Annotated in this window: 17 protein-coding genes; 11 read left to right on the forward strand and 6 right to left on the reverse strand. The window is 66.3% G+C overall.

The genetic code is table 11. The annotated features are described in order from the left end of the window. Positions 1–39: 39 nt before the first annotated feature. Genes hda through ACCQ00_RS14655 form a run of 3 tightly spaced genes read right to left on the reverse strand, consistent with a single transcriptional unit; the run spans position 40 to position 3,013 of the window. The gene (gene hda, locus ACCQ00_RS14645) at positions 40–741 is read right to left on the reverse strand and encodes a DnaA regulatory inactivator Hda (RefSeq protein ID WP_039572784.1); all 702 of its coding nucleotides are present in this window, start codon (positions 739–741) and stop codon (positions 40–42) included. Further along, positions 738–1,904, reverse strand: a complete 1,167-nt coding sequence (locus tag ACCQ00_RS14650) for an AI-2E family transporter (protein ID WP_017157699.1) — start codon at positions 1,902–1,904, stop codon at positions 738–740. Before ACCQ00_RS14650 ends, hda begins: the two co-directional genes overlap by 4 nt. Next, positions 1,901–3,013, reverse strand: a complete 1,113-nt coding sequence (locus ACCQ00_RS14655; protein ID WP_039572780.1) for a DUF2066 domain-containing protein — start codon at positions 3,011–3,013, stop codon at positions 1,901–1,903. The genes ACCQ00_RS14650 and ACCQ00_RS14655 overlap by 4 nt, the downstream gene beginning before the upstream one ends. Before the next feature lie 22 nt (positions 3,014–3,035). Here ACCQ00_RS14655 and purM point away from each other — a divergent pair, with 22 nt between their 5' ends. From purM to ACCQ00_RS14685, 6 genes are all read left to right on the forward strand, one after another. Continuing rightward, positions 3,036–4,169, forward strand: coding sequence for a phosphoribosylformylglycinamidine cyclo-ligase (purM, locus tag ACCQ00_RS14660; RefSeq protein ID WP_180301661.1), 1,134 nt, complete (start codon positions 3,036–3,038; stop codon positions 4,167–4,169). A gap of 17 nt (positions 4,170–4,186) precedes the next feature. After that, on the forward strand, positions 4,187–4,645 hold the full coding sequence (locus ACCQ00_RS14665; RefSeq protein ID WP_039572774.1) for a hypothetical protein: 459 nt from the start codon (positions 4,187–4,189) through the stop codon (positions 4,643–4,645). Between the two features lie 22 nt (positions 4,646–4,667). After that, entirely contained in the window at positions 4,668–5,285 is a 618-nt protein-coding gene (locus ACCQ00_RS14670) for a DUF2238 domain-containing protein (RefSeq protein WP_039572812.1), read from the forward strand. Further along, a complete protein-coding gene (gene purN / locus ACCQ00_RS14675; protein WP_039572771.1) occupies positions 5,272–5,940 on the forward strand; it encodes a phosphoribosylglycinamide formyltransferase in 669 nt (222 codons plus the stop codon). Before ACCQ00_RS14670 ends, purN begins: the two co-directional genes overlap by 14 nt. A gap of 66 nt (positions 5,941–6,006) precedes the next feature. Continuing rightward, positions 6,007–6,834 carry a DUF3108 domain-containing protein gene (locus ACCQ00_RS14680; RefSeq protein WP_039572769.1) on the forward strand — a complete coding sequence of 276 codons (828 nt, stop codon included), beginning with the start codon at positions 6,007–6,009 and terminating at the stop codon, positions 6,832–6,834. A gap of 3 nt (positions 6,835–6,837) precedes the next feature. Continuing rightward, positions 6,838–7,521: a DUF3108 domain-containing protein gene (locus ACCQ00_RS14685; RefSeq protein ID WP_039572766.1), complete on the forward strand. Its 684-nt coding sequence runs from the start codon at positions 6,838–6,840 to the stop codon at positions 7,519–7,521. 560 nt (positions 7,522–8,081) lie between these two features. On the opposite strand, the gene ACCQ00_RS14690 is transcribed toward ACCQ00_RS14685, so the two are convergent. From ACCQ00_RS14690 to ACCQ00_RS14700, 3 genes are all read right to left on the reverse strand, one after another. Beyond that, on the reverse strand, positions 8,082–8,405 hold the full coding sequence (locus ACCQ00_RS14690; protein ID WP_017157707.1) for a hypothetical protein: 324 nt from the start codon (positions 8,403–8,405) through the stop codon (positions 8,082–8,084). Beyond that, complete coding sequence (murA, locus tag ACCQ00_RS14695; protein ID WP_039583618.1) at positions 8,402–9,676, reverse strand: UDP-N-acetylglucosamine 1-carboxyvinyltransferase; 1,275 nt, start codon at positions 9,674–9,676, stop codon at positions 8,402–8,404. Before murA ends, ACCQ00_RS14690 begins: the two co-directional genes overlap by 4 nt. Before the next feature lie 251 nt (positions 9,677–9,927). Beyond that, positions 9,928–10,155, reverse strand: a complete 228-nt coding sequence (locus tag ACCQ00_RS14700) for a BolA family protein (protein ID WP_017157709.1) — start codon at positions 10,153–10,155, stop codon at positions 9,928–9,930. A 53-nt stretch (positions 10,156–10,208) separates the two neighbouring features. Here ACCQ00_RS14700 and ACCQ00_RS14705 point away from each other — a divergent pair, with 53 nt between their 5' ends. From ACCQ00_RS14705 to lptB, 5 genes are read left to right on the forward strand one after another with little or no spacing between them, the layout of a single operon-like run. After that, on the forward strand, positions 10,209–11,210 hold the full coding sequence (locus tag ACCQ00_RS14705) for a KpsF/GutQ family sugar-phosphate isomerase (RefSeq protein WP_039572763.1): 1,002 nt from the start codon (positions 10,209–10,211) through the stop codon (positions 11,208–11,210). A gap of 48 nt (positions 11,211–11,258) precedes the next feature. Further along, positions 11,259–11,807, forward strand: a complete 549-nt coding sequence (locus ACCQ00_RS14710; protein ID WP_007964352.1) for a KdsC family phosphatase — start codon at positions 11,259–11,261, stop codon at positions 11,805–11,807. Next, on the forward strand, positions 11,804–12,379 hold the full coding sequence (lptC, locus tag ACCQ00_RS14715) for an LPS export ABC transporter periplasmic protein LptC (RefSeq protein WP_017157711.1): 576 nt from the start codon (positions 11,804–11,806) through the stop codon (positions 12,377–12,379). Before ACCQ00_RS14710 ends, lptC begins: the two co-directional genes overlap by 4 nt. Next, complete coding sequence (lptA, locus tag ACCQ00_RS14720) at positions 12,357–12,938, forward strand: lipopolysaccharide transport periplasmic protein LptA (RefSeq protein WP_080948769.1); 582 nt, start codon at positions 12,357–12,359, stop codon at positions 12,936–12,938. The genes lptC and lptA overlap by 23 nt, the downstream gene beginning before the upstream one ends. Beyond that, positions 12,938–13,657, forward strand: coding sequence for an LPS export ABC transporter ATP-binding protein (gene lptB / locus ACCQ00_RS14725; RefSeq protein ID WP_008572666.1), 720 nt, complete (start codon positions 12,938–12,940; stop codon positions 13,655–13,657). The genes lptA and lptB overlap by 1 nt, the downstream gene beginning before the upstream one ends. The last annotated feature ends 14 nt before the right edge of the window (positions 13,658–13,671 follow it).

Genomic DNA, 13,671 nt, shown 5'->3' on the forward strand with positions numbered 1-13,671 from the left:
GCCTGCGTAGCGGTGATCGTGGTAACTCTGTCAGCTGCTCTAAGACCCACGATCCTCAACCACACGCCGCAGAAATGGCACGGTGATGCGGCGTTTTGCAGCCAACGATTCGCGATCCAGACGATCCAGCAAGGCCACCAGCCCCGCCAGTTCGCGCTCGCTGTGGGTCAGTAGCCAGTCGATCGCCGCTTCGTCCAGCGCCATGCCGCGACGCTGCGCGCGGTCGCGCAGCACCGCCGCGCGTGACGCATCGTCGAGCACCGGTAACCCGATCCGGATGCATTGCGACAACCGCGAACGCAGGTCTGGCAACACCAACGCCAGCCCATCGGGCATTTGTCGCGCGGTGTACAACAGCGTGATGCCAGCCGCGCGCGCGCGATTGTGGAAATCGAACAACGCCACTTCGTCGTCGCGCTGGCCGGCGATGCTTTCCACGCCATCCAGGGCGACCAGGCTGCGGCCTTCCAGCGCTTCGAGCGCATCGCGCAAGCGGCCGGCGGCCGCCTGCAGCGGCAGATACGCCGGCGTGCGCCCTGCCTGCTCGGCGGCGGCGCACAGGGACAGCGCCAGATGCGTCTTGCCGGTGCCGGCGGGGCCGGAAAGGTACAACCAATCGCTCACCTGCCCGGCAGCCAGCGCCTGCAACTGCGCGAGCAGGCCGTCGGGCGCGGCGATGTAGCTGTCGAAGCGCTGATCGGGCGGCGCGCGCAACGCCAGCGGCAACTGCGGAACACTCACAACCGGTCCGCGTCCTTGCTGGGGTCGATGATCACGCTGCGCTCGGGCGTGGACTGCAGCACGATGCCGGCACGCTCGCCCGCATACAGATCGCTGCGCGTGTACTGCTCATGCGCATAGCGCAACAACACGTTGGCCACCGCCGCCACCGGCAACGCCAACAACATACCGAGGAAGCCGAACAACTGGCCGCCGGCCATCACCGCGAAGATCACCGCCACCGGATGCAGGCCGATCTTGTCGCCGACGATGCGCGGCGTGAGCACATAGCTTTCCAGCAACTGGCCCACCGTGAACACGACACCCACACCGATCAGCAATTTCAGATCCAGCCCTTGCGCCTGCACGATGGCTGCCAGCAATGCGAGCACGATGCCTGTGGTCGCGCCCAGGTACGGGATGAAGCTGATCAAGCCGGCGATGATGCCGATCAACAGGCCCAGGTTGAGCCCGATGATGGACATGCCGGTGGCGTAGATCGCCCCCAGCGCCAGCATCACCAGGAACTGGCCGCGGATAAAGCCACCGAGCACGTCGTTGGATTCCTGTGCCAGGCGACTCACGGTACCGATGTAGGCACGCGGGATGACGGCAGCCACACGTTCGACCAACCGGTCCCAGTCGCGCAGGAAGTAGAACGCCAGGATTGGCAGCAGCGCCAGGTTGATCACCCAGGTGACCATCGCAAAGCCCGAGCGCGACACGTAGCCGAAGAGCGTCTTGGCGGCGCCACCGGCCTGTTCCCAGTGGCTGCGGATCCAGTCGATCAAGCGCTCCGGGTCCAACCAGGCCATCAGCTGCATGCCGGTCTTGGCTTCCAGCCACGGAATGGCGGTCCCGATGGCCCAGTTGCGCATCTGCGGCAGCGCATCGATCAAGGTCATGATCTGGCGCTCGATCATCGGCACCAGAATCATCAGCGCCAGCACGAACAGCAGCGTCGCCAGCACGAAGACCAGCATCACTGCGACATTACGCGAGCGTCCGGCACGTTCGATGCGATCCACCAGCGGGTCGCCCAGCCATGCCAGCAACAGCGCCAGCACGAACGGGGTCAGGATCGGCGCCAGCAGCGAGACCACCCACAACACACCGACAATCACCGCCGCCCATTTGAGGCGACGCAGGAACAGGGCAATTTCGGCTTCGGGAGTCAAAGTCATTTCAGGCGGTACTCGGCGTGCTCGTTTTCGAGAATGATCCGGCCTTCGGTCGGTACCGAGACCGAGACCAGCGGGCTGTTGTCGCCGAGCATACGGTTGAGGCCGGAAATACCCGTGAGCAATTCCAGGTCCAATTCCATCCGGTCGCCATTGGCGCTGACCGGGCGAATGCTGCGGACCACCGAAACGCCCTGCAGCGCGGCCGACACGCGCAGGTAGTCGTCGGCGCTGCTGATGCCGGTGATCACCACGCGGTAGACACCGGGCACGCCCGAATCCACCCGCTTGGCGTAGCGCTTGACCAGCGCATCGGCGGCGCCATCGGCACCCGCCGCCATGGCGCGGCGTGCGTCGCCGTCGCTGCTGGTCCAGCTGGACAGCACATTGCCGTTGTCCACGAACACCCAATCGGCGGTCCAGCCGGCGTCACTGCGGTAGAGCTTGCCGATCAGCTGCATCGGCGGGCTGTACTTGGCCGAGGCGCGCGACACCGCGGCGGTGTCCTTGCGCCAGATCGCGCCAGCCAGTGCCTGCTCGGCGGCGGCGCCGCTCGGCAACCCGAGTCGGTAGCCGCGTTCGATCGCACGGTCCAGCACGCTGCGCGCGGCATTGGCCTGGGCCACGCCAACCAGACGTGGGCCGCTGCCATCGTCGATGGCCAACCACAGCACCGGCTTGGGGCGCGGCAACGGCCACACCGGCAGGCCCAGCGCGGCGATCAGGCCATCCACATCCGATTGCCGGAACCGTGCCACCAGGGTCGTACGGAAGGTCGGCGCGCCGGTGCGCGAAGTGCCCTGATCCTGGCGGTAGTCGTAGTGGTCGACGTAGTTGGGCGCGTTGCGCAGCGCCTGCGGCACGCCGGGGCGGCTCATCACGCCGCGGTCGCCGGAGACCTTGCCCAGCACTGCACCCAGCGCGCGCGCCAGTGCGCCGGGGCGATCGGATTCGCTCTGGCTATTGACCGGCACTTCGGCGTCGTAGGCACTTTGCGCCTTGGCAACGTCGCCTTCGGTGCGCAAGTCTGCTTGCGCAAAGGCCGGGGCGACGGGCATGGCGACCACGAGGGCGAGAAAGAAAGCGAGACTGCGGCGCATCGACGGTTCCATGACATAAGCGTATCCGGGTGAATTGTTGCCCGAATGGGGCGCTAGCGCCAACGTGGCTGCTAAAATCGCCGCCTTTACCGCCGAGCCACCCCCGCCCGTGACCAGCCAAACGCCTTCCAGCCCCTCGCCCATGACCTACCGCGACGCGGGTGTCGACATCGACGCCGGCAATGCATTGGTCGAACGCATCAAACCGCTGGTCAAGCGCAGCTTCCGCCCGGAGGTCATGGGCGGCCTGGGTGGCTTCGGCGCGCTGTTCGACCTGTCGGGCAAGTACAAGGAGCCGGTGTTGGTCTCGGGCACCGACGGCGTGGGCACCAAGCTCAAGCTGGCCCAGCAGCTGGGCCGGCACGACACCATCGGCATCGATCTGGTCGGCATGTGCGTCAACGACGTGCTGGTGCAGGGTGCCGAGCCGCTGTTCTTCCTGGATTACTTCGCCACCGGCAAGCTGGATGTGGACACCGCCGCGGCGGTGGTGGGCGGCATCGCGCGTGGCTGCGAGCTCTCCGGTTGCGCACTGATCGGCGGCGAAACTGCCGAAATGCCGGACATGTACCCGCCGGGCGAATACGACCTGGCCGGCTTCACCGTGGGTGCGGTGGAAAAATCGCAGCTGCTGGATGGCGCGCAGGTGCGCGCCGGCGACATGCTGATCGGCATCGCCTCCTCTGGCCCGCATTCCAATGGCTATTCGTTGATCCGCAAGATCTACGAGCGTGCCGGCGCCCCGGCCGAACACGTGCTGGACGATGGCACCAAGCTGATCGATGCGCTGATGGCGCCGACTGCGCTATACGTCAAGCCGGTGCTGGCGCTGCTCAAAGCGCATGGCGAGGCGATCCATGCCATGGCCCACATCACCGGCGGCGGGTTGACCGAAAATATCATCCGCGTCGTTCCGGACGGGCTGGGCCTGGACATCGATGCCACCGCCTGGACGCTGCCGCCGGTCTTCGCCTGGCTGCAACGCGAAGGTGTGGTGGCCGATGCCGAAATGTGGCGCACCTTCAACTGCGGCATCGGCTTCGTGCTGATCGCCTCGCCCGAGCAAGCCGCCACGCTCGAGCAGGCGCTGGATGCGCAGTCGCTGGCGCACTGGCGTATCGGCCAGGTGGTCAGTGCGCACGGCGACGAACGCGTGCGGATCGGCTGATCAATCAGGGTATCTGCATGGACGCTTCCCCAGTCGCCACGACCGCATCGGCCAGCACCGACGATCTTCAGCATCTCAAGCTGCTGTCGATCTTCCACTACGTGCTGGCCGGCATCACCGGGCTGTTTTCGCTGATTCCGCTGATCCACCTGTTCATGGGGCTGGCCATCGTGACCGGGCGGCTGCCCATGAAGGACAGCACCGGGCAGGCGGCGCCCCAGGAGATACAGCTGTTCGGCTGGGTCTTCGTGATCATTGCAGCGATGCTCATCCTGGGTGGACTCAGCATGGCCGGCTTCATGGCCTATGCCGGCCGTTGCATCGCCCAGCGCAGGCGGCATCTGTTGTGCCTGATCGTGGCCGGCATCTCCTGCTCGTTCATGCCGTTCGGCACCGTCGTCGGTGTGTTTACGCTGGTGGTGCTGCTGCGTCCGCAGGTCAAGGCGTTGTTCGGCATCGCCGCACCCGCCACCTGAGATCGACGTGAGCACATCGGCGTTGCGCCGTCCCAAGCTGGCGGCATTGCTCATCACGGTTGCGGTCTTTTCGGTGAGCTGGATCTCGCCGCTGTGGCCGGTGGAACAGGCACTGCACAGTTCGTTGACGGTGCTGGGGCTGCTTGCGCTGGTGTGGGCCGACCGTCGCTGGCCGCTGGGCACGGGTGCATTCGTGGCCATCTGCGCGTTCATCGCCATGCACTGCATTGGCGCACGCTGGCTGTATTCCAACGTGCCCTATGAGCAATGGAGCCTGCAGCTGCTGCACTGGTCGCCCAGCGCCACGTTCGGCTGGACACGCAATCATTTCGATCGGCTGATCCATCTGCTGTTCGGGCTGTGCTTCACACCAGCCATTGCGCAGCTGGCGATGCAGCGGTGGCCACGCCTGACGCTTCGGCAAGCGTTCGTGCTGACGGCGATGACCATCATGTGCGTCAGCCTGGTCTACGAATGGTTCGAATGGGGCATCGCGCTGCTGCTGTCGCCGCAGGCGGCCGAAGCCTACAACGGCCAGCAGGGCGACCTCTGGGATGCGCATACCGACATGCTGCTGGCCACCCTTGGCAGCCTGGCGGCCTACCCCGTTGTGAGGACGTTATCCAATGCACGCACCTGACGCCCCATTGCGCCTGGCCGTGCTGGCATCCGGGCGCGGCAGCAACCTGCAGGCCATCCTGGATGCGATCGCCAGCGGGCGCCTGCATGCCGAGGTGGTCGGGGTGTTCTCCGATCGGCCGCAGGCGCCGGCCCTGCACAAGGTCGAGCAAGCGCTGCGCTGGAGCGCCAGCCCGCGCGATTTCGCCGACCGCGCTGCCTTCGATGCCGCGCTGGGCGATGCTATCGCCGCCGTGCAGCCGGACTGGGTGATCTGCGCCGGCTACATGCGCATCCTGGGCGAGCCGCTGGTGCGCCGTTTCGCCGGGCGCATGCTCAACATCCACCCGTCGCTGCTGCCCAAATACCGCGGACTCCACACCCATGCACGCGCGTTGGAAGCCGGTGATGCGGAGCATGGTGCCAGCGTGCACCTGGTGGTGCCGGAGCTGGATGCCGGCGCCGTGATCGCGCAGGCGCGTGTGCCGGTCCTGCCCGGCGACAGCGCCGAGCAGCTGGCCGCACGGGTGCTGGCGCGCGAGCACCCGCTGCTCCTGGCCACGCTGGAGCTGCTTGCCAGTGGCCGCGTCGCGGTGCACGGCGACAGTGTGCTTATCGACGGTCAGTGCCTGTTTACGCCACTGCGACTAGAGTCCGCAAACACCGCGCTCGCCTGAATGCGGAAGACATTCCCCTCATCCCGTTCCGGACATCCTTGCGGCCTCCGTGCCCGCGACCAGCGCATGAACGTCATCCCGATCGCCGCCGCGCTGTTAACTGTTGCCTTGCTTGCCGAGGCCGGCCCCGGCCGTGCGCAACAAGCGCCCGCCGCGCCTGTGCCAGCGGCGCCCGCCCCGGTCACGACTCCGGTCACCGCGCCGACGCCGCCCGTTGCCCTGCCCGCCAGCACCTGGACGCCGCCGCCGTTGGAGCCGTTCGTGGCGACCTATCAAGCTTTCTATCGTGGCAAGGAAGCGGGCGATGCCACCATGCAGGTCAGTCACGGCGAGGGTAGCCAGTGGCGCATCGACATGTCGGTGCGTGGCCGCAAGGGCTTCGCCAGCATCCTGGGCCTGAACCTGGAGCAGAGCACGGTGTTCCGCGTGGATGGCGACACGTATGTGCCGCTGAGCCAGAGCACCGTGCGCAAGGCGGTGTTCTTCGGCAAGAAGGTCACTGGCGTCTACAACTGGCAGGCCGGCACAGCGCAATGGAACGGCGATCTGAAGGAAGATCGCCAGCAGCCGATTCCCCTGCAGCACGGCGACCAGAGCGCGTTGTCGCTGAACCTGTCGCTGATGCGCGACGCGCAGCCCGGGCGCAGCCTCAGCTATCGCTACGTCGACGTGGGCAAGGTGCGCAAATACGACTACCGCGCTGCCGATGCCACCGAAGTGGTGCAGGTGGGCGATCTGAGCTACGACGCGTTGCGCGTATACCGCGTCAACAGCGGCGACAACGAAACCATCCTCTGGATCGCCAACGGGGTCCCCACTCCGGTGCGCATCCTGCAACGTGACAAAGGTGAGGATCAGATCGATCTGCGCCTGGTCGAATACCAAGGAGCCTAAGCGATGAAAATCTTCTCCCGTACCAGCGCCGTGATCGCTGCCGCCGCATTGGCGATGTCCAGCGTGCCCGCATTTGCCATGCAACCGTTCCAGGCCGACTACTCGGCCAACTACATGGGCATGCAGGCCAACGGCACTATGACCCTGGCCGCTGCCGGCGCCAACCAGTGGCGCTATACGCTGACCATCCAGAACCAGCTGGCCAACCTGACCCAGAGCACGGTGTTCGAAGAAGCCAATGGCCAACTGCGCCCGGTCAGCAGCAACGACACCTCGTCGATGATGGTCAAGCGCCGTAACGTCACCGCCAACTACGACTGGAAGACCAGTCAGGCGACCTGGGGCGGCGACATCAAGCCGGACCGCCGCGGCCCGGTGAAACTGCAGCCCGGCGACATGGATGCGCTGCTGATCAACCTGGCGATCACCCGTGACCTGGCCGCCGGCAAGCCGCTGAACTACCGCATGGTGGACGAAGGCCGTATCAAGCCGATGAGCTACAAGGTGGTCGGCAAGGAAACCATCACCGTCAACGGCAAGCAGGAGCAGGCCACCAAGGTCTCGCGCGTGGATGGCGACAAGGAATTGATTGCGTGGGTGGTCAAGGACCTGCCGGTCCCGGCGCGCCTGTTGCAAAAGGAAAAGGGCCAGGACGCGCTGGATCTGACCATCAAGTCGCTGCGCTGAGCGTTTTGTGCCTGACCGAGCGTGCCCAGCATGCGCTGCGGTGCACTGCTGGGTACCGCTATTGGACAGGCAATCTGCCAATCGCGGTTCAAAGCGTGGTGAACTGAGTGCGCGGTGCCCTCACCGCTCGCGGGACACGCCGTGAATCCGTCCGTGGAGGCTCGGTGGCGGCATCCATGCCGCCACACGGTCCCGCAAGCAGCGAGGACACCGCACCAGGCAGTTCGCGGGCCGCTTTGTTGAAAGCGGGAGCAGCAACGGCGGTTTAAAGGCAGGGTGAGGACACCACGTCAACCACCTTACGTGCCTGGATTGAAGAACCAAGAAGCCACGCCAGAGCACTGAATGTTGCTCGGTCGAAACTCTGCACGCCGACCGTCGCGACTGGTCCTTGCCCGCTCACCGTCGCGGGACCTTTGGCGGCATGGATGCCGCCAGAGCGCTGACATGTACGTACTTGCAGCGTGTCCCGTGATGGTGGGCGGGCGCACCCTGCAGCCAAGCCGCAGCTCAGCCGCTCTCCACACACCGATCGGAGCGCCAAACCGAGCGACGACCTCTCAGGGCTTGCCAGCCGCCTTGTCATCGCCGGTCATGAACACCGTGCGGCAATCCACGCGAATCTGCTGGTCGTTCTTGCGCCAATAGAACAGGTCGCAATGGCGCTTGCCTTCGACGGTCTTCTTCACCGCCACTGCATAGAACGACTGCGCGATCTCTTCGCGACTGGCAGTGCCGTCGTTGTTCCAGTCCATGTCCTTGAACTCCACGCCCTGGGTGATGGCCATGCCCACGCTCCAGGCATAGGCCAGCCACGCCAGGATCAGCACGATCACGCCGAGCAGGATCTTGCGCCGGGTGGTGAAACGGCCGCGCAGGATCATGCGGTGCGCTGGATGGTCGCGCCCAGCGCCCGCAGCTTCTCCTCGATGTTTTCGTAGCCACGGTCCAGGTGGTAGATGCGATCGATGGTGGTGTCGCCATCGGCGACCAGGCCCGCCAGGATCAGCGATGCCGACGCGCGCAGGTCGGTCGCCATCACCGGCGCGCCACTCAGGCGCTCGGCACCGCGCACGATGGCGGTATGGCCTTCGACCTGGATATCCGCGCCCAGGCGCAGCAGCTCGTTGACGTGCATGAAGCGGTTTTCGAAGATGGTTTCGTTGATCACGCCCACGCCATCGGCTACGCAGTTGAGCGCCATGAATTGCGCCTGCATGTCGGTGGGAAACGCCGGGTACGGCGCGGTGGTCAGGCTGACTGCGCGCGGACGCTTGCCCTGCATGTCCAGCGTGATGCTGTCGGCGGTGGTGGTGATGGTGGCGCCAGCCTCGGTCAGCTTGTCCAGCACCGCATCGAGCGTTTCCGGACGCGCGCGGCGCACGGTGACGCTGCCGCCGGTCATCGCCGCGGCGACCAGGAAGGTGCCGGTTTCGATGCGGTCGGGCAACACCGCGTGGTGCCCGCCGCCCAGGCGCTCGACGCCCTGCACCACGATGCGTGGGGTGCCGGCGCCTTCGATCTGCGCACCGAGTGCGATCAGGCAGTCGGCCAGGTCGGTGACTTCCGGCTCCATCGCCGCATTTTCCAGCACCGTGGTGCCCTCGGCGAGCACGGCGGCCATCAGCACGTTCTCGGTGCCGGTGACGCTGACCATGTCGAACACGTAGCGGCCGCCCTTCAGGCGCCCGTTGCTGGTGGCCTTGATGTAGCCGTTCTCCACGCTGATCTCGGCGCCCAGCGCCTGCAGGCCCTTGATGTGCTGGTCCACCGGGCGCGAGCCGATCGCGCAGCCGCCGGGCAGCGACACTTCGGCAGTGCCGTAGCGCGCCAGCAGGGGGCCAAGCACCAGGATCGAGGCGCGCATGGTCTTGACCAACTCATAGGGCGCGACCTGGTGCGTGACCGAGCGCGGGTCGACCAGGATCGAGCGGCCCTTGGCCAGCGTGCCTTCGTCGATGGTGACCTCGGCACCCAGCTCGCTGAGCAGCTTCACCGTGGTGATCACGTCGTGCAGGTGCGGCACGTTGCTGATTTCCACCGGCGCATCGGCCAGCAGGGTGGCGCACAGGATCGGCAGCACTGCGTTCTTGGCACCGGAAATATTGACTTCGCCATGCAGCGCTTGGCCGCCGGTCACTACGATTTTTGCCATGGGAATCTGAGAAATCCGAAAGTAAAAGGGATGTCGTGGGAATGAGGAGAGGGACGTGTCGACCGTGGTACACGCGGCACGCGGTGGAATCGGGGGCAAGCGGCGCCGGGTACGGCCCGGGACGCGCTGGATACCGTGACTGCGTGAGCGTGGACGACACCAGCCGAGGGATGCAGGTGCATACCGCTTACCGCCCCTGCCCTGCACCGCATTCGGCCCAGCCCGCCTGATGGCGAGCGCGGCGGCGGCGCTCAGCCTTCGTCGGGCGTCAGGGTCTTCAGCTGCAGCGCATGGATCGCCCCGCCCATCAGATCGCCCAGGGTGGCGTAAACCATACGATGCCGCGCCAGCGGGGCCTTGCCGGCAAAGGCCGGGCTGACCACGGTGGCCTCGAAGTGCACGCCGTCGTCGCCGTGCACGTCGACGCGGGCTTCGGGCAAGCCGGATTCGATGAGTTTACGGATGGTTTCGGCGTCCAAAGGGCGTTTCCTCATAAAATGAGCGCACATTCTACTCTTCACCCGAGTCCTGCATGGCTGTCTCGCACTTGCCCTCCGCCACCGTCAGCGACGCCAGCCTGGTCGCCAGCGGCCAGCGCGTGCTGGAGATCGAGCGCGAGGCGCTGGCCAGCGTGGGCGCACGCATCGGCAGCGAGTTCGCCGCGGCCTGCCGGCTGGTGCTGGCCTCGCGCGGACGGGTGGTCGCCACCGGCATGGGCAAGTCCGGCCATGTGGCGCGCAAGATCGCCGCCACCCTCGCCTCGACCGGCACTCCGGCCTTCTTCGTGCACCCGGGCGAAGCCGGACACGGCGACCTGGGCATGATCACCGAGGCCGACATCGTGCTGGCGCTGTCGTACTCCGGGGAATCGGACGAAGTGCGCATGCTGCTGCCGGTGCTCAAGCGCCAGGGCAACCCGATCATCGCCATGACCGGGCGCGCAAGTTCCACCCTGGCCCAGGCCGCCGACGTGCACCTGGACGTCAGCGTCTCCGCCGAGGCCTGCCCGCTGCACCTGGCCCCCACCTCCAGCACCACCGCCTCGCTGGCGATGGGCGACGCGCTGGCGGTTGCGCTGCTGGATGCGCGCGGCTTTACCGCCGACGACTTCGCCCGCTCGCACCCGGCCGGCAGCCTGGGCCGGCGCTTGCTGCTGCACATCACCGATGTGATGCACGCCGGCGAGGACCTGCCGCGTGTGCGCGAAGACGCCAGCCTGAGCGAGGCGTTGATGGAAATGAGCCGCAAGCGGCTGGGCATGACCGCTGTGGTGGACGCCGACGACCGTCTGATCGGCCTGTTCACCGACGGCGACCTGCGCCGTGCGCTGGACAGCGACATCGACGTGCGCAGCGCCGGCATCGCGCAGGTGATGACGCGCAACCCGCGCACCATCGGCGCCGACCAGCTGGCCGCCGAGGCCGCGCGGCTGATGGAGGACTACAAGATCAACGGTCTGATCGTGGTGGATGCGCAGCACCGCGCGGTGGGTGCATTGAACATTCACGACCTGTTGCGCGCCAAGGTGGTTTAACAGGTTCAGTTTTCAACCGCCGGACCCCGTTCTCACCGATTCGTGCCGATGCCCTATTCCCCTTTGCAGCACCTTCCCGCCGAGCTGATCGAGCGCGCCGCGCGCGTCCGCCTGGCCTGTTTCGACGTCGACGGCACGCTGACCGACGGCCGCCTGTACTACGACCACGCCGGTCACGAGAGCAAGGCGTTCAATGTGCTCGATGGCCAGGGTCTCAAGCAGCTCGATCACGCTGGCATCCATGTCGCGCTGATCACTGCGCGCGCCAGCCTGTCGGCGGAAAAGCGCGGCCAGGATCTGGGCCTGCATGTGCAGATCGGGGTCAAGAACAAGCGCCTGGCGGTGCTGGCACTGTGCCAGGAGCACGGCCTGTCGCTGGACCAGGTGCTGTTCATGGGCGATGACCTCCCCGACCTGCCCGCCCTGCTCGCAGTCGGCCTGCCGGTGGCGCCGGCCAACGCGCACCCTTGGATCGCCGAGCGCGTGCAGTGGCATACCCGCGCCCGTGGCGGCGAAGGCGCCGCGCGCGAAGTCTGCGATGTGGTGCTGGCCGCACAAGGCCAGGTCGAACGCATCATCGAAGGGTTCTCGGCATGAATTGGAACTGGCGCACCACCCTGGGCGTGGTGCTGTTCGTCGCCGCCGTCGTCTCCGGCTGGTCGGCCTGGAAGCAGCGCGCGCGCCCGGCCGCCGCGGCCGTGCAGGAGTCCGGCGCCGACTACATCCTGCGCGACTTCGAGTTGATCGCCCTGGACAAGCAGAGCGGCAAGGAATCGATGACGCTGCGCGCACCGGAGATGCATCGCAACCGGGCCGACCAGACCGCCGACATCACCACGCCGGTGTTCCTGATGCCCGACAACGCCAACCTGCCGTGGACCCTGCGCTCCAAGACCGGGTGGGTCAACCCGGACGGCACCCAGCTGCGCCTGCGCGGCGATGTCGAGGGCGATAGCCCCACCGGCGGCGCCACTCCGCCAACCACGTTCCGCACCCAAAGCCTGGACGTGTTCCCGCAGCAGAACATCGCCAAGACCGACGCGCCAGTGACCATGACCCGCCCGGGTATCATGCAGAGCGGCGTCGGCTTCGAAGCCGACCTCAAATCACGCCAGTACAAGCTCCTCTCTCAGGTCAAGACCCGCTATGAACCGAATGCTGCCCGCTAAACTGGCGTTTGCCGCACTGCTGCTGCCTGCGATGGCAATGGCCAAGACCAGCGATCGCAACCAGCCGATGGCGATCGACTCCAATGCCAACGATTGCAACATGCTCGACGACAGCGGCAAGTGCCGTTTCAGCGGCAATGTGGTGATCACCCAGGGCACGCTTGAAATCCACGCCGACACCGCCGATATCTTCCAGAAGAACGGCCAGACCGATCGCGTGGTGCTCAACGGCAAACAGGCCACGCTCAAGCAGGAGATGGACGACGGCGCGATGATGCACGGCCAGGCCGACAACATCGAATACAAGGTCGCCGACGAAATCATCATCCTCACCGGCAATTACAAGGTCGATTCGCCCAAGGGCACCAACGCCGGCCAGCGCATGGTCTACAACACCAAGACCGGCAACATGCAGAGCGGCGGCGACGGTAGCCGCGTGCGCACCATCATCCAGCCCAAGACCGCAGCTCCGGGAGCAGCGGCGCCTGCTGCCGCACCGGCGACCAACCCCGCCCCGGCAGCCGCCAAGCCCGCTGCCAAGCCGCAGGGGAAGAAGTAATGCTGGTCGCCACCGGTCTGCGCAAGAAGTACAAGCAACGCGAAGTGGTCAAGGAGTTCGGCCTCACGCTCGAGGCCGGCGAGGTGGTGGGCCTGCTCGGCCCCAACGGTGCCGGCAAGACGACGTGCTTCTACATGATCGTGGGTCTGGTCGAAGCCGATGCCGGCCGGATCGAATTGGACGGCCGCGACCTCACTGCCGAGCCGATGTACGCACGCGCCAAGCTGGGCGTCGGCTACCTGCCGCAGGAACCCTCGATCTTCCGCAAGCTCACCGTGGCCGACAACATCCGCCTGGTGCTGGAGCTGCGCGAGGAACTCGACAACGCCGGCCGTGAGAAAGAACTGGTCTCGCTGCTGGAAGAGTTGCAGATCACCCACGTGGCCGATCAACTCGGCGCCAGCCTCTCCGGCGGCGAGCGACGCCGTTGCGAGATCGCACGTGCGCTGGCGGCCAAGCCGCGCATGATGCTGCTGGACGAACCCTTCGCCGGCGTGGACCCGATTTCGGTCGGCGAGATCCAGCGCATCATCATCCACCTCAAGGAGCGCGGCATCGGTGTCCTGATCACCGACCACAACGTGCGCGAGACCTTGGGAATCTGCGACCGCGCGTATATCCTCGCCGAGGGGGGCGTGCTGGCGCAGGGGGCACCGGACACGCTGCTAGCCAATCCCGACGTCCGTCGCGTGTATCTGGGGGAAACTTTCCGCCTTTGAGCGCGTCGCCGCGC

It is taken from the genome of Xanthomonas sp. NCPPB 3761, from assembly GCF_041475705.2.
Lineage (GTDB): Bacteria > Pseudomonadota > Gammaproteobacteria > Xanthomonadales > Xanthomonadaceae > Xanthomonas > Xanthomonas phaseoli.

What these genes read in the sequence shown, in the direction of transcription:
- ACCQ00_RS14650 (WP_017157699.1), bottom strand. Translation starts at nt 1,904, where the DNA reads ATGACTTTGACTCCCGAAGCCGAAATTGCCCTGTTCCTGCGTCGCCTC.
- ACCQ00_RS14655 (WP_039572780.1), bottom strand. Translation starts at nt 3,013, where the DNA reads ATGGAACCGTCGATGCGCCGCAGTCTCGCTTTCTTTCTCGCCCTCGTG.
- ACCQ00_RS14665 (WP_039572774.1), top strand. Translation starts at nt 4,187, where the DNA reads ATGGACGCTTCCCCAGTCGCCACGACCGCATCGGCCAGCACCGACGAT.
- purN (WP_039572771.1), top strand. Translation starts at nt 5,272, where the DNA reads ATGCACGCACCTGACGCCCCATTGCGCCTGGCCGTGCTGGCATCCGGG.
- ACCQ00_RS14680 (WP_039572769.1), top strand. Translation starts at nt 6,007, where the DNA reads ATGAACGTCATCCCGATCGCCGCCGCGCTGTTAACTGTTGCCTTGCTT.
- ACCQ00_RS14685 (WP_039572766.1), top strand. Translation starts at nt 6,838, where the DNA reads ATGAAAATCTTCTCCCGTACCAGCGCCGTGATCGCTGCCGCCGCATTG.
- ACCQ00_RS14690 (WP_017157707.1), bottom strand. Translation starts at nt 8,405, where the DNA reads ATGATCCTGCGCGGCCGTTTCACCACCCGGCGCAAGATCCTGCTCGGC.
- murA (WP_039583618.1), bottom strand. Translation starts at nt 9,676, where the DNA reads ATGGCAAAAATCGTAGTGACCGGCGGCCAAGCGCTGCATGGCGAAGTC.
- ACCQ00_RS14705 (WP_039572763.1), top strand. Translation starts at nt 10,209, where the DNA reads ATGGCTGTCTCGCACTTGCCCTCCGCCACCGTCAGCGACGCCAGCCTG.
- ACCQ00_RS14710 (WP_007964352.1), top strand. Translation starts at nt 11,259, where the DNA reads ATGCCCTATTCCCCTTTGCAGCACCTTCCCGCCGAGCTGATCGAGCGC.
- lptC (WP_017157711.1), top strand. Translation starts at nt 11,804, where the DNA reads ATGAATTGGAACTGGCGCACCACCCTGGGCGTGGTGCTGTTCGTCGCC.
- lptA (WP_080948769.1), top strand. Translation starts at nt 12,357, where the DNA reads ATGAACCGAATGCTGCCCGCTAAACTGGCGTTTGCCGCACTGCTGCTG.
- lptB (WP_008572666.1), top strand. Translation starts at nt 12,938, where the DNA reads ATGCTGGTCGCCACCGGTCTGCGCAAGAAGTACAAGCAACGCGAAGTG.